This is a genomic window from Streptomyces aculeolatus (assembly GCF_020400605.1).
Classification (GTDB): Bacteria; Actinomycetota; Actinomycetes; order Streptomycetales; family Streptomycetaceae; genus Streptomyces; species Streptomyces aculeolatus.
The window spans coordinates 739618-752111 of sequence record NZ_JAINRD010000001.1 but is presented as its reverse complement, the minus strand read 5'-3'; the positions used below and the strand labels follow the sequence as shown (position 1 = coordinate 752111).

Below are 12494 nucleotides of genomic sequence, written 5' to 3'. Positions count from 1 at the left end.
CCCCCGCGCCGCGCGATACGGACCCGCTGCGGGCCCGTACGGCCCGGTCCCGGTCCGTCCGGCCGCGTACCGCTCAGACCTCGACCAGCACCGTGAACGGGCCGTCGTTCGTCAGCGTCACCCGCATCCGCGCGCCGAACGCCCCGGTCTCCACCTGTGCGCCCAGCGCCCGCAGCTGCGCCACGACCTCGTCGACGAGCGGCTCCGCCACCTCCCCCGGCGCCGCCGCCTGCCAGGTCGGCCTGCGGCCCTTGCGGGGGTCGCCGTAGAGCGTGAACTGGCTGATCACGAGCAGCGGCGCCGCCGCGTCGGAGCACGACTTCTCGTCGTCCAGCACGCGCAGCGTCCACAGTTTGCGGGCGAGTTGCGCGGCCTTCGCGGGGGTGTCGTCGTGGGTGACGCCCACGAGCACGCAGAGCCCCTCGCCGACCACCTCGCCGACCGTCTCGCCGCCGACCTCGACCCGCGCGCCGTCCACGCGCTGCACCACCGCTCGCATGCGTCGCATTATCCCGTCGGCGCCACGTGCGCCGCCGTGCCCCCGGGCGCCGCAACGTGCGCGGGGCCGAACGGGCGCCGTCTCCCTGCGATACGGCCCTGTGCAATGGCACGATTGCCTACGGTGTCCGGAAGGTCGCCACGCCGATGCGGCATCTTCGGACGAAGGGGACTGACACTCGCATGAGCTCTCCCGGAGCCGGGCGGCCCACGCCGCCCGTACCGACCGCGCGCAGCAGCCCGGCCGCCGACCGCCGGGCCCGCCCGCCGGGGCCGCGCGCCCCGGACGGCTCACCTGCGCAGGCCGCCCAGGGGGCGCGGGCCGCGGCACCGACGCCGGTCGGGGCCGGCGCCACCGCCGTACTCGCCGCCCCGGGACCCGCCGCGCCGACCGCGCCGCTGGACGCGCTGGGCCTGCCCGAACTGCGCCTGCTGCGCCGCTCGGCGCAGCAGGAGGAGGCCGACCTCAGCTACGTACGCCGCCTGCTCCACGGCCGCATCGACATCCTCAGCGCCGAGCTGGGCCGCCGCGCGAGCCCGCACTCTCCGGTGCTCGACCGGCTGCCCGAGATCCTCACCGACGGCCCCTCCCCGCGCCAGGCCTCGGCCCGGCACGTGACGCTGGGCCCGCCGCTGCGCGAGGAGTACCGCGAACTGGCGGAGGAGATGCTCGCGGAGGTCGCACTCTCCGACCTGTCGGCCCGAACGGACGAGGAGCTGCACCAGGGCCTCGCCCGGCTCGCCGGCTACGAGGCGCGGATCTCCGGCCGCCGGCAGCGGTTGCAGCGCACGGCGGACGAGTGCAGCGCGGAGATCGCGCGCCGCTATCGTGAAGGGGAGGCGCAGGTCGACGACCTGCTGTCCTGAGTTCTGACCGCGTGACGGCGCGGAGATCCCGAGGCCGTCCCCGGCACGGAAGGCGCCCGCCCATGCACGACGACACCTGGATATCCCCGCCGCCGCTCCCCGCCCCGGCGCCGGCCGAGGAGGGCGCGTACGGCGGCGGGCCCGCGCCCGTGCTGGCGGAGGTGGTCCGCTCCGGCTTCGCCGAGGGGCGGCACCGCGGGTCGCTGGTGCTGCTGGCGCCCGACGGCGGGGTGGAGCGGGTGTGGGGGGACGTGGCGTCGCCGATGTTCCCGCGGTCGGCGAACAAGCCGTTCCAGGCGGCGGCGGTGCTGCACGCGGGGGCCCGTACGGACGCGGGGCCGCTGGCGGGCGAACGGCTGGCGCTGGCCGCGGCCAGCCACTCGGGCGAACGCTTCCACCTCGATCTCGTACGCAAGATGCTCGCCGGCACCGGGCTGCCGGAGGACGCCCTCCAGACCCCGCCCGACCTGCCGCTGGACCCCGAGGAGCGGGAGGCGTACCTCGCCGCCGGGCTGACCCGGGACCGGGTGGCCATGAACTGCTCGGGCAAGCACGCCGCGATGCTCGCGGCGTGCGTCGCGAACGGCTGGCCGCGGGAGTCGTACCTCGCCGCCGACCACCCGCTGCAGCGGCTGGCGCGGCAGGTGGTGGAGGAGACGGCGGGCGAGGAGGTGCGGCACGTCGGCGTCGACGGCTGCGGCGCCCCGCTGATGTCGCTGTCGCTGACGGCGCTGGCGCGCGGCTTCCGGCAGCTGGTGCTGGCGGCGGCGGGCACGCCGGAGCGGCGGGTGGCGGACGCGATGCGGGCGCACCCGGAGTACGTCGCGGGCACCCGGCGGTGGGACACGTGGCTGATGCGCGGGGTGCCGGGGGCGCTGGCGAAGGTCGGCGCGGAGGGCGTGCAGGCGGTGGCGCTGGCGGACGGGCGGGCGCTGGCGTTCAAGGTCGACGACGGGGCGCTGCGGGCCGTCGGCCCCGTGCTGGCGCGGGCGCTGGAGCTGCTGGGCGTGCGGTCGCCGGTGCTGGCCAGGATCGGGGCGGCGCCGCTGCTGGGCGGCGGGGAGCAGGTCGGGGAAATTCGCGCGACGTTCTGACGTACGGCGCCTAGCGTGTACGGATGATCGAGAACCCGGCAGAGCTGTCCCCGCGAGCAGGAGCGCGGTCATGAGCGACGGCATCGAGATCCGTACGGTCGCCGAGGGCGACGTGGGCGACTGGATGCGCGCCCTGCACACCGGCTTCATCCGCGCCCCCTCCGTCACCGAGGAGGACGTGGCGCTCTTCGTGAAGGAGCGCGACCTGGCCAGGACCCGGGGCGCGTACGACGGCAGGCGGTGGGTCGGCACGTACCGCAGCTTCGATCAGGAACTGACGGTTCCGGGCGGGGCCGCGGTGCCCTCGTGCGCGGTGTCCGCCGTCACGGTCCTGCCGACGCACCGCAGGCGCGGGCTGCTGAGCCGGATGATGCGGGCGGACCTGGCGGAGGCGAGGGAGCGCGGCGACGCGGTCGCCAGCCTGATCGCCGCCGAGTACCCGATCTACGGCCGCTACGGCTTCGGTCCCGCCGCCTGGACCACCAGCTACGACGTGAGTACCCGGCGCGCCCAGCTCGACCCGCGCTACGCGGGCCCCGACGACGGCGGCACGGTCGAACTCCTCGACGCCGCCGAGGTGAGGGAGATCGCCCCGCCGCTGCACGACCGCTTCCGCAAGGTGATGCCGGGCGCGGTGAACCGGAGCGACTACCGCTGGCGGGTGCACACGGGCGCGAGCCGCTTCAGCATCGACGACCCGTGGAAGGAACCCTTCTACGCGCTGTACCGCTCGGCTTCCGGCGAGCCGGACGGCCTCGTCACGTACCGCGCCAAGTGGGGCGACTGGCCGGGCAAGCTCTCCGACGACGAGCTGACGGTGACCGATCTGTTCGCCGTCACCCCGGCCGCGGAGCGGGCGCTCTGGCGCTACCTGGTCTCCTTCGACTGGATCACGACCATCCATACGGGCCACCGGGCGCCCGACGATCTCCTCCCCCTCTACCTAGGTGACCCTCGGGCGGCCCGGGTGACCACGCACGCGGACTACCTGTGGCTGCGGCCACTGGACGTCCCGCGTCTTCTGGAGGCCCGCGACTACGCGGCCTCCGGCTCCCTGGTGCTGGACGTGCACGACCCGGCCGGCCTGGCCGGCGGACGCTTCCTGCTGGACGCCGGCGGCCCGGGCGGCGCCGGCTGCGTACCCACGGACCGGCCCGCCGACCTCGCCCTGAGCGTGGCGGAACTGGCGCGGCTCTGCCTGGGCGACGAGTCCGCGGTGCGGCTCGCCGCCCTGGGCCTGGTCGACGAGGAGCGCCCGGGCGCCGCCGCGCTGGCGGACGCCCTGCTGCGCACCTCGCGCCGACCGTGGTGTCCCGACATGTTCTAGTTGTCTTCCGGTTTCCTCCGCCTCACTGCCCGGCCGCGGCGCGGCCGGGCTCGGCGGACTGGAGCAGCAGCACGGCGAGCGCGATGCCGCCGATGGTCATGCACGTGACGTTCTGCGCCTTGAGCCCCACGAGCAAGGTGGTGAGCCCGATCGCTCCCACCGTGCCGAAGCGCCATTCGACGAAGCGCTCGAAGCCCACGAGCAGCGCGGACATGGCCAGAGTGATTCCGACCGGCATGGTGGGTCCCTCCCTTCTGCGTACGCAGCGGTCCCCCCTCCCCCCATGCGCCTTCGGACAGCGGGAGAGCGCGAGCCCCGGGCGACGACCATCACCGCCAACTTCCTCCAGTTGCCGCCAGGGTCGCAGAGTTGGTGACCAACTCTGCTTAACTTGTGCCCAGTTGGTGACCAACTCAAAACATTTTCGAGACAACCCCCGCCGGTTGGCCGGAAGTTGTAAGGTTGGCGGGGTGAGCAGGGACCAGCCTTCGGCATCCGGCGGCCGGATCGCGCGCGACCGCGTCGCCGACGCGCTGCGCGCACGCATCGACTCCGGCGATCTCCGCCCGGGCGACAGCCTGCCGACCCAGAAAGCCCTGATGGACGAGTTCGACGTGGAGCGGGGCGTCGTCCGCAAGGCGCTCGACCTGCTCAAGCGCGAGCAACTGCTCGCCGACGTCGGCCGGGGCTCACCCCCCACCGTCGCGGAGCCCACCGCCGCCCGCGAGGAAGCCCCGCCGCTCACCGCGGGCGTGGAGTTGGCAGAACGGCTCGACGTGGCATTTCAGGCCACCCACGTGACCCTCGACGCCTTCAGCCTGACCACCGAGACCCTCAACCAGGCGATCGCGCCCACCCTGATGGCCATCGCCGCCGGCCGCGCCGCCCCCCGCTCGGTCACCTGCCGCCTCATGGTCCCCAGCCCCGACGCCCACCTGGCGCTCCCCCTGCTGGTCGCGGACCCGGCCGACCCGCGCCCGCTCAAGCGCCTGGACCGCCTGGTCGAACTGCACGCGCGCGCCTTCGCGCACACCCTGCAGTACCTGCGCGAGCGCGGCCGCGTGAAGGACCTCTCCGTCGAGGTCCGCGGCGTCGCCCTCACCCCGACCACCAAGCTCTACGTCCTCAACGGCACCGAGGCCCTCACGGGCTTCTACGAGGTCGTCCCCAACCGCGTCCCGGCCCCGGCCGGCGACGAGTCCATGGACGCGTACATGGACATCTACGATGTACTGGGCGTCGACACCCCCCTGTTCCGCCACTCTTCGACCCACGACTCCCGCGACCGCCACGAGGCGGCGTACGTCGACAGCGCCAAACGGTGGTTCGAATCGGCATGGCAGAAAATCGCGAAGCCGCACCCAGGGATAGCCAGGGAGCTGTCATGACACCAGGACACGCTGCCTCGGAGGCGGTCCGCCATCCTTGTCGGCCCGCTTCTGGTCGGCAGCCAACCTGCCAACCAGACCACAACCCGTCAGAGTTGGCCGATAGTTGTACGGTACCCACGTGGACAAGGGTGATCGCGTGAAGCAGGGCACCCAGAGCAGGCGCGACCAGGTCGCCGACGCGCTGCGCACGCGCATCCAGTCCGGCGACCTGCTCCCGGGGGACAGCCTCCCGACGCAGAAGGCGCTGATGGAGGAGTTCGACGTCGAGCGCGGCGTCGTACGCAAGGCGCTCGACCTGCTCAAGCGCGAACAACTCCTCGCCGACGTCGGCCGGGGCTCACCCCCGAGAGTCGCCGAGCCGCGTTCTCCGGACACGGAGGCACCGCGGGCCGCCGGGGTGGAGTTGGCGGATCGCATCAAGCTGGCCTTTCGGGCCCCCCACGTGACCCTCGACGCACTCAACCTGACGACGGAGACACTCACCCAGGCCTTGGCGCCTACGGTCATGCGGATCGCGACCGGCGAGCAACGCGCGCCCGCGTCGATCACCGCCCGCATCCTGGTGCCCAGCCCGGACGCGCAACTCGCCATCCCCCAGCTGATCGGCGACCCCACCGACGACCGGCCGCTGCAGCGCCTGCACGACCTGGTGGAACTGCACGCCCGCAGCCTCCACCACACCCTGCGGAACCTCCGCGAGCGCAACCTCGTGCCGAAGGTGTCCGTCGAGGTCCGGGGCGTACCCCTCACCCCCACCAGCAAGCTCTACGTACTCAACGACACCGAGGCGCTCATGGGTTACTACCGGGTACTGCGGCGGGAGGTGGAATACAAGAACGAGATGATGGCCATCCACGACGTCCTCGGCCTCAATGCCCCGCTTTTCCACTACTCCTCGGGTCCCGACAGCCGCGACGAACACGACGCGGCCTTCGTCGAGCACTCCCGGATGTGGTTCGAGTCGCTGTGGACGAGCATCGCCGTGCCGTACCCCATCGGCTACTGAGAACGGCAGGCTGCGCGGCACGAGGCGAGACGCACCGGCGGCTCACGGTGGCCGGACACGACTGGGATGCCGGTTCCGTCCGATCGTGAGCAGCGCGGTGCATTGGCTGTACTGCCGACTGCCCGAAAATGACCGGCCGTTGTACGGTGCAGTCCGGGCACTGATCCCCCGGCGTTCGGCGAGTCAGAGCGGACTCGGAGAAACGTCACGGCATCCAGGACGCGTACGGGATGGAGACCCCCCTTGCGGCATTCTCACCGGCAGGTGCACGACGGCGGCGCGCACTCACCTCGTCGACCGGTTCCGCGGTCGGCCACTGAACCCGTGGGATGGCGGCCCCGTACGACGGATCGGATGCGGATGACCCCCCTCGCAGCAGCGCTCGACTCGGCCAAGTGCGTGTTCTTCGACTTCGACGGACCGATCTGCCGGCTGTTCTCCGAGCACCCGGCCGCCCTCGTCGCGGGGCGGCTGCGCAAGCTGCTGGACGACAAAGCACCCCGCCTGCTGGCGGGTGACGAGTACGAGCCGCACGACCCGCACAGCATCCTCCGTGCCGCCCTTCACGCGGCGCCGGGCCACGAGTTGATACGTACCGTCGAGCAAAAGCTCACGCAGGAGGAGGAGACGGCGGCGGGCTCGGCCGCCAGCACTCCGAGCGCCCACGCGCTGATCGAGGAGTTGCACGGTCAGGGCCGGACGCTGGCCGTCACGTCGAACAACTCGGCGACCGCCATCCGCGTCTATCTGAACCGGTACGGACTCGACAAGTACTTCTCCCCCCACGTCCACGGCCGTCAGGCAGACCCGATCCTGCTCAAACCCGACCCGGACTGCCTGTCGCGCGCGCTGAAGTCGACCGGCACCGAGCCCGGTGAATGCCTCATGATCGGGGACACCCCTTCGGACTGGGCGGCCGCCAAGGACGTGGGCGTCGCCTTCGTCGGCTACGCACGTACAACGCCGAAGGCCGAGGCCCTGAAGCAGGAAGAAGTGCAGCTCATCGTCGGCTCGATGAAAGAAGTACTCCAGGCGATACGCGGCACCGCCGGTGCCGTCGTCCGTCCCCCCGACAATTAGCTGGTGTCTCAGTGGCGTCGACGGGACGACACAGGTCGCAGCCGAGTAATCTTCCCTGATCACTGCAACACCCGCTCGCCACAGCCGAGGACACCCCGACCGATGCCGGCCTCCCAAGCATCCCCTCTTCAGGCCCTCTTCGCCGCGGCGGAGCAGGTCGTGGGGCCGCTGCCCGGATACCACCACGAGACATACGCGGTCCGGCTCAGCGCCGCGTCCGGCCTGTTCGGGCAGTCGGCCGGGTGGGTGAAGCTGCGGGACCCCCGCCCCGGACTGCTGTGGTTCGACCGCAGGTGCTTCGGCTCCGAGGACGATCTGCTCGCCAGGCTGGCGGGACGCGTGTCCCGTATCCCGGAGGTCGGCCGCATCGACTCCCTCACTGTCCAGAGCTTCATCGTGGGAAGCACGCTGGCGGAGGTCTCGCGGCCGGGAGAAGAAGTGCCCGCCGAGTTCGTCGACCAGATTTTCCGGCTCTTCCAGGAGCTGCTGGCCGTCGAATCCCACGATCCCGCGCTGCTCGCGCTCCACTCGCCCCTGCCGGAGGACCGTGGCAGCACGGCGTTCGCCCGGGATCTCGTCCGGTTCACCTTCACCGACGTGGTCGCGCACTCCCTCTCGCACTTCGAGGCACTTTTCCACAGCCTGGGCATCCATCCGGCGTCGGCCACCGCCTCGATGCGCTCCCTCCACACCGAGCTCGAGCGCATGACCCCACGCCCCTTCGGGCTGCTGCATGGGGACGTTCACCGCGCGAACCTCATCGTCGACGAGGACGACGGTCTCTGGACCATCGACTGGGAGCTGGCCCTGATCGGTGATCCGCTGTACGACCTCGCCACCCACCTGCACCTGATGCGCTATCCCGCGCGCCAGGAGAACCACGTCGTCGCGCGCTGGGCCGCCGTGGCGGAGGACCTCCGGCCCGGCGCGACCGCGGGCATCGAGGCGGACCTGCCTCGCTACCTCGCGTTCAAGCGGATCCAGTCGGTGTACACGGACGTGATCCGGCAGGCGTACTCGACGGAGCGGGGCGAGACGTCGACGGCCGAAGCCGCGAAGGTGATCAACACAGCTCTGGACCGGGCGGCGGACTCACTGCTGTTGCCCACGGTGGCCGGCGCCGGTGAGATCGAGCAGGAGTTGCTGCGGTGGCTCACCACACCGCGGAAGCGGCGACCGGACAATACCGGCGGATCGCCTTCCGCACCGTAGGGTGACGGCATGAGTGGAGCTCATGTGCCCGCGCACGACCCCGCCGTGTTCGAGCTGGCCACCAAGGCTTTCGAGCTCGCCCGGCAGGGGCGGACCGACACGCTGGCCGCCTATGTGGACGCCGGGGTCCCGGCCGGGCTGCGGGACGACGAGGGGGACACCCTCGTCATGCTCGCCGCGGTGCACGGGCACTCCGGGACCGTCGCCGCGCTGCTCCAGCGGGGTGCGGACGTGGATCAGGTCGGGGCCGCGGGTGCGACACCGCTGGCCGCGGCGGTACGGGCCGGGGCGGACGACGTCGTGCGGGTGCTGCTGCGGTACGGGGCGGATCCGCAGGCCGGCTCGCCGTCGGCGGTGGCCGCGGCCCGGGTGGCCGGCCGGACGGAACTGCTGGAGCTGTTCGGCGGGGTGTGAGGGCGTCACGTCGTCCGCCTCCTGAACAGCGCCGCCGCTGCCGCCACCGACGCCGCCGTCAGCGCCGCGCACCACGCCAGCGCCTCCCACGGGCTGCTCCCCACCGACTCGCCCAGCAGCAGCCCCCGCAGCGACTCGATCACCGGTGTCAGCGGCTGGTGCTCGGCGAAGCCGTGCAGCCAGCCCGGCATCGAGTCGACCGGGACGAAGGCGCTGGACGGGTACGGCAGGAAGGCCAGGAAGAACGTGAAGCCGCCCGCCGCCTCCGGGGAGTTGGCCAGCAGGCCGACGGCCGCCGCCACCCACGATATGGCCGTGATCACCGCCAGCAGGATGCCCGCGGACGCGAGCCAGCCGCCGACGCCCGCGTCGGGGCGGAAGCCGATGGCGAAGGCGACCCCGAAGACCAGCACCGTGGCGGCCAGGTTCCGCACGACGCTGGCGGCGACGTGGCCGGCGAGGACGGCGGTGCCGCCGACGTCGAGGGAGCGGAAGCGGTCGATGACGGCGCCCTTCATGTCGTCCGCGACGCTCATCGCCGTCGTGCCGGCGCCGAAGCCGGCGCACAGGACGAGGACGCCGGGGGCGACGTAGTCCACGTAGCGCCCGTAGCCCCCGCCGGTGTCGATCGCGCCGCCGAAGAGGTAGACGAAGACGAGCATGAGCAGCACGGGCAGCGCCAGCGCCGTGATCACGGCGTCGGGGTTGCGGGAGCTGAGCCGCACGGAGCGGCCGACCATCGTCGCCGAGTGGGTCAGGGCGTCAGCCATCGCGGGTCACCTTCAGGAAGACGTCGTCGAGCGTCGCGGAGTGCACGGCGAAGCGCTCGATCTGGGTGCGGTCGGGGTCGATGGCGTCGAGCAGGTCGCGTATGTGGGCGGCGCGGCCGTCGGTGGTGACGCCCAGGGTGCGGGTGCCCGGGTCGCGGCGCACGGCGAGGTGGTCCAGGGCGTGGGCCGCCTTCTCGTACGCCTCCGGCGAGACCAGCGTGAGGTCCAGCCGCTCGGCGGAGACCTGCTGCTTCAGCTCCGCCGCCGTGCCCTCCGCGACGAGCCGGCCGCCGTCGAGGAGCGCGATGCGGTCGGCGAGGCGGTCGGCCTCCTCCAGATACTGCGTGGTCAGGAAGACCGTCACGCCGGCGTCGGCCAGGCTGCGCACCTCGTCCCAGACGGCCTGGCGGCTGCGCGGGTCGAGGCCGGTGGTCGGCTCGTCGAGGAAGATCACGGAAGGGTCGCCGACCAGGCCCGCCGCGAGGTCGAGGCGGCGGCGCATGCCGCCCGAGTACGTGCCGACACGGCGGTCGGCGGCGTCGCCCGCGAGGCCGAACCGCTCCAGCAGCTCGGCCGCGCGGCGGGCGGCCGCCGGCCGGGACAGGCCCGTGAGGCGGGCGACCATGCGCAGGTTCTCCGCGCCGGTCTGCTGCTCGTCGAGCGCGGCGTACTGGCCGGTGAGGCTGATGGCCCGGCGGACCTCGGAGCGCTCCGCGACCACGTCGAACCCGGCGACGCTCGCCGTGCCCGCGTCGGCGCGCAGCAGCGTCGCGAGGATCCGGACCGTGGTGGTCTTGCCGGCGCCGTTGGGCCCGAGGAGGGCGTACACGGTGCCGGGCGGGACGCTCAGGCCGACGCCGTCGAGCACCTTCGTGCCGCCGTACGCCTTGGTGAGGCCGGCGGCCTCGACGGCGGGGCGGATGGGCTGGGGCACAGCTCCCCCCTTTCTCCGTAGAGCTGCTCTGCGTGGAACCGGTCGCCGCAGAGCTGTTTTCTGCGTATGCCTTACGCACTACTGCGTAGACCATACACGGCACTGCGTATGGCGTAAACTGAGCAGATGGACGCCATGGACACCGCCGGCGAGAGCGAACACGGCGAGGACAAGCGCGGCACCGGGGCCATCCCGGCCAGCGTCGAGGCCGCCTGGGGCCTGCGGCCCCGGCCGCACAAGGGGCCGAAGCGGGGGCTGACGCTGGAGGGCATCGTGGCGGCGGCGGTCGCGGTCGCCGACGCGGAGGGGCTGGAGGCCGCGTCGATGGGGCGGGTCGCCAAGGAGCTGGGCGTCTCGACGATGGCGCTGTACCGGTACGTGGCCACGAAGGACGAGCTGGTCACGCTGATGGTCGACGGGGCCTTCGGCCCGCCGCCGCCGCTGCCCGAGGGCGTCGGGGACGACTGGCGGGCGGGGCTGCGGCACTGGTACCAGGCCATCGGCACCGCGATGTTCGCGCACCCGTGGGCCGTGGCGCACATCCCGAGCGGCGGCCCGCCGGTCACGCCGAACCAGCTCGCCGCGCTCGACCAGGCCCTCTACGTCCTCCGCGACACCCCGCTCACGGAGTTCGAGAAGGTGGCCACGGCGCTGCTGGTGAGCAACCAGGTGCGCGCGGAGGTGACGATCGCCCTGGCGATGGGCGGGAGCGCGGACTTCGAGCGGCTTATGGGCGAGTACAGCCACTTCCTGCTCCGCGTCTCCGACACCGGCCGCCTGCCCCATCTGCGTACGGCGGTGGAGGGCGGTGCCTTCGACGAGCCGGACGTACAGGCGCCGCAGAAGCCCTCCGACTACGACGAGTTCGCGTTCGGCCTGGAGCGCGTGCTCGACGGCATCCAGGCGCTGATAGACGCCCGCCGCCCGGACTGACCACCGGACCGATCACCGGCCAGATCACCGGGCAGATCACCGGACCGGTCGAGGGCTTCCGCGCGGCCGCGGCCCCGGGGGATCATGCAGCATGCGCGCGGACGGCTGGCACTTCACCGATGACGTGGACGAATTCCTGGCCGAAGCGGGGGAGTTCCTGCGCGCTCGGCCCGTACCGCACATCATGGCGCTGACCTGGACCGCACGGCTGCGAGCGCGCGGCACCGGCCCGTACGGCGGCGGGCGCCCGCTGCTCGGCCGGCTCACCCGCGCGGGGTCCGTCCGCGGCGCCTGCCACCAGCTCCCGGGCCGCAGCCTCGGCCTCACCCCGCTCACCGCGGAGCAGGCCGGCTCCCTCGCCGCGCACCTCGCGGCCGCGGGCCACGCCCTGCCCGGCACCGGCGGCGACCACGACACCACCACCGCCTTCGCCACCGCCTGGCAACGGCACACGGGCGCCGCCCCGACCCCCGCCGTCCGCCTCCGGCTGCGCCGCCTCGCTGCACTCACGCCCCCGCAACCCGCGCCGGCGGGGCAGGCGCGGGCGGCCGGCGAGGCGGACCGGGACCAGCTCATGGACTTCTGCCGCGGCTTCGCCGCCGACGTCCGCGAGGACGTCGCCATCGACGCCGTGACCTGGCCCACGACCCGCTACGCCGACAAGGACTACACCTTCTGGGAGGCCCCCGACGGCACCCCGGTCTCCATGGCCGGCATCAACCCCACGGTCGCCGGCCTCGCCCAGGTCGACCCGGTCTACACCCCCGCCGCCCACCGCGGCCGCGGCTACGCGGCGGGGGTGACGGCGGCGGTGACCCGCGCGGCACTCGCCGCGGGCGCCACGGAAGTGACGCTCTTCACCGACGCGACCAACCCCACCAGCAACGCGCTCTACCAGCGCCTCGGCTACGACGTGTACGCGGACTGGACGACGTACACGTTCGCCTAGCGGCGCGCGCGACGGGCGC

14 protein-coding genes are annotated in these 12494 nt (G+C 73.0%); 10 read left to right on the top strand and 4 right to left on the bottom strand.

The window, feature by feature from the left end; translation table 11 throughout:
• Positions 1 to 73: 73 nt before the first annotated feature.
• A complete protein-coding gene (dtd, locus tag LG396_RS03275) occupies positions 74 to 499 on the bottom strand; it encodes a D-aminoacyl-tRNA deacylase (protein ID WP_225793489.1) in 426 nt (141 codons plus the stop codon).
• Between the two features lie 182 nt (positions 500 to 681).
• Between dtd and LG396_RS03270 the strand changes: the two genes are divergently transcribed.
• The 3 genes from LG396_RS03270 (at position 682) to LG396_RS03260 (ending at position 3786) form a co-directional block, all read left to right on the top strand.
• On the top strand, positions 682 to 1365 hold the full coding sequence (locus LG396_RS03270) for an RsiG family protein (protein ID WP_037749707.1): 684 nt from the start codon (positions 682 to 684) through the stop codon (positions 1363 to 1365).
• Between the two features lie 62 nt (positions 1366 to 1427).
• Entirely contained in the window at positions 1428 to 2459 is a 1032-nt protein-coding gene (locus tag LG396_RS03265; RefSeq protein WP_225793488.1) for an asparaginase, read from the top strand.
• A gap of 70 nt (positions 2460 to 2529) precedes the next feature.
• Entirely contained in the window at positions 2530 to 3786 is a 1257-nt protein-coding gene (locus tag LG396_RS03260; RefSeq protein WP_225793487.1) for a GNAT family N-acetyltransferase, read from the top strand.
• 22 nt (positions 3787 to 3808) lie between these two features.
• On the opposite strand, the gene LG396_RS03255 is transcribed toward LG396_RS03260, so the two are convergent.
• Complete coding sequence (locus LG396_RS03255) at positions 3809 to 4024, bottom strand: hypothetical protein (RefSeq protein ID WP_018836019.1); 216 nt, start codon at positions 4022 to 4024, stop codon at positions 3809 to 3811.
• A 232-nt stretch (positions 4025 to 4256) separates the two neighbouring features.
• Between LG396_RS03255 and LG396_RS03250 the strand changes: the two genes are divergently transcribed.
• The 5 genes from LG396_RS03250 to LG396_RS03230 all read left to right on the top strand — a co-directional run bounded on the left by LG396_RS03250 (position 4257) and on the right by LG396_RS03230 (position 8889).
• The gene (locus LG396_RS03250) at positions 4257 to 5174 is read left to right on the top strand and encodes a GntR family transcriptional regulator (protein WP_225793486.1); all 918 of its coding nucleotides are present in this window, start codon (positions 4257 to 4259) and stop codon (positions 5172 to 5174) included.
• Positions 5175 to 5295: 121 nt separating this feature from the next.
• Positions 5296 to 6183 carry a winged helix-turn-helix domain-containing protein gene (locus tag LG396_RS03245; RefSeq protein WP_225793485.1) on the top strand — a complete coding sequence of 296 codons (888 nt, stop codon included), beginning with the start codon at positions 5296 to 5298 and terminating at the stop codon, positions 6181 to 6183.
• 354 nt (positions 6184 to 6537) lie between these two features.
• The gene (locus LG396_RS03240) at positions 6538 to 7263 is read left to right on the top strand and encodes an HAD family hydrolase (protein WP_225793484.1); all 726 of its coding nucleotides are present in this window, start codon (positions 6538 to 6540) and stop codon (positions 7261 to 7263) included.
• 102 nt (positions 7264 to 7365) lie between these two features.
• The gene (locus LG396_RS03235) at positions 7366 to 8475 is read left to right on the top strand and encodes an aminoglycoside phosphotransferase family protein (protein ID WP_225793483.1); all 1110 of its coding nucleotides are present in this window, start codon (positions 7366 to 7368) and stop codon (positions 8473 to 8475) included.
• A 9-nt stretch (positions 8476 to 8484) separates the two neighbouring features.
• Positions 8485 to 8889, top strand: a complete 405-nt coding sequence (locus LG396_RS03230) for an ankyrin repeat domain-containing protein (protein ID WP_064751431.1) — start codon at positions 8485 to 8487, stop codon at positions 8887 to 8889.
• Between the two features lie 5 nt (positions 8890 to 8894).
• Here LG396_RS03230 and LG396_RS03225 read toward each other — a convergent pair whose 3' ends face one another.
• Positions 8895 to 9659 carry an ABC transporter permease gene (locus LG396_RS03225; protein WP_130456278.1) on the bottom strand — a complete coding sequence of 255 codons (765 nt, stop codon included), beginning with the start codon at positions 9657 to 9659 and terminating at the stop codon, positions 8895 to 8897.
• The gene (locus LG396_RS03220) at positions 9652 to 10593 is read right to left on the bottom strand and encodes an ATP-binding cassette domain-containing protein (RefSeq protein WP_225793482.1); all 942 of its coding nucleotides are present in this window, start codon (positions 10591 to 10593) and stop codon (positions 9652 to 9654) included. Before LG396_RS03220 ends, LG396_RS03225 begins: the two co-directional genes overlap by 8 nt.
• Before the next feature lie 126 nt (positions 10594 to 10719).
• Here LG396_RS03220 and LG396_RS03215 point away from each other — a divergent pair, with 126 nt between their 5' ends.
• Complete coding sequence (locus LG396_RS03215; RefSeq protein WP_225793481.1) at positions 10720 to 11526, top strand: TetR/AcrR family transcriptional regulator; 807 nt, start codon at positions 10720 to 10722, stop codon at positions 11524 to 11526.
• Between the two features lie 91 nt (positions 11527 to 11617).
• A complete protein-coding gene (locus LG396_RS03210; protein ID WP_225793480.1) occupies positions 11618 to 12475 on the top strand; it encodes a GNAT family N-acetyltransferase in 858 nt (285 codons plus the stop codon).
• Positions 12476 to 12494: the final 19 nt, after the last annotated feature.

Bases quoted from the DNA above. Each gene is read 5' to 3' on its own strand.
- dtd (WP_225793489.1), bottom strand. From the start codon at position 499: ATGCGAGCGGTGGTGCAGCGCGTGGACGGCGCGCGGGTCGAGGTCGGC.
- LG396_RS03270 (WP_037749707.1), top strand. From the start codon at position 682: ATGAGCTCTCCCGGAGCCGGGCGGCCCACGCCGCCCGTACCGACCGCG.
- LG396_RS03265 (WP_225793488.1), top strand. From the start codon at position 1,428: ATGCACGACGACACCTGGATATCCCCGCCGCCGCTCCCCGCCCCGGCG.
- LG396_RS03260 (WP_225793487.1), top strand. From the start codon at position 2,530: ATGAGCGACGGCATCGAGATCCGTACGGTCGCCGAGGGCGACGTGGGC.
- LG396_RS03255 (WP_018836019.1), bottom strand. From the start codon at position 4,024: ATGCCGGTCGGAATCACTCTGGCCATGTCCGCGCTGCTCGTGGGCTTC.
- LG396_RS03240 (WP_225793484.1), top strand. From the start codon at position 6,538: ATGCGGATGACCCCCCTCGCAGCAGCGCTCGACTCGGCCAAGTGCGTG.
- LG396_RS03235 (WP_225793483.1), top strand. From the start codon at position 7,366: ATGCCGGCCTCCCAAGCATCCCCTCTTCAGGCCCTCTTCGCCGCGGCG.
- LG396_RS03230 (WP_064751431.1), top strand. From the start codon at position 8,485: ATGAGTGGAGCTCATGTGCCCGCGCACGACCCCGCCGTGTTCGAGCTG.
- LG396_RS03225 (WP_130456278.1), bottom strand. From the start codon at position 9,659: ATGGCTGACGCCCTGACCCACTCGGCGACGATGGTCGGCCGCTCCGTG.
- LG396_RS03215 (WP_225793481.1), top strand. From the start codon at position 10,720: ATGGACGCCATGGACACCGCCGGCGAGAGCGAACACGGCGAGGACAAG.
- LG396_RS03210 (WP_225793480.1), top strand. From the start codon at position 11,618: ATGCGCGCGGACGGCTGGCACTTCACCGATGACGTGGACGAATTCCTG.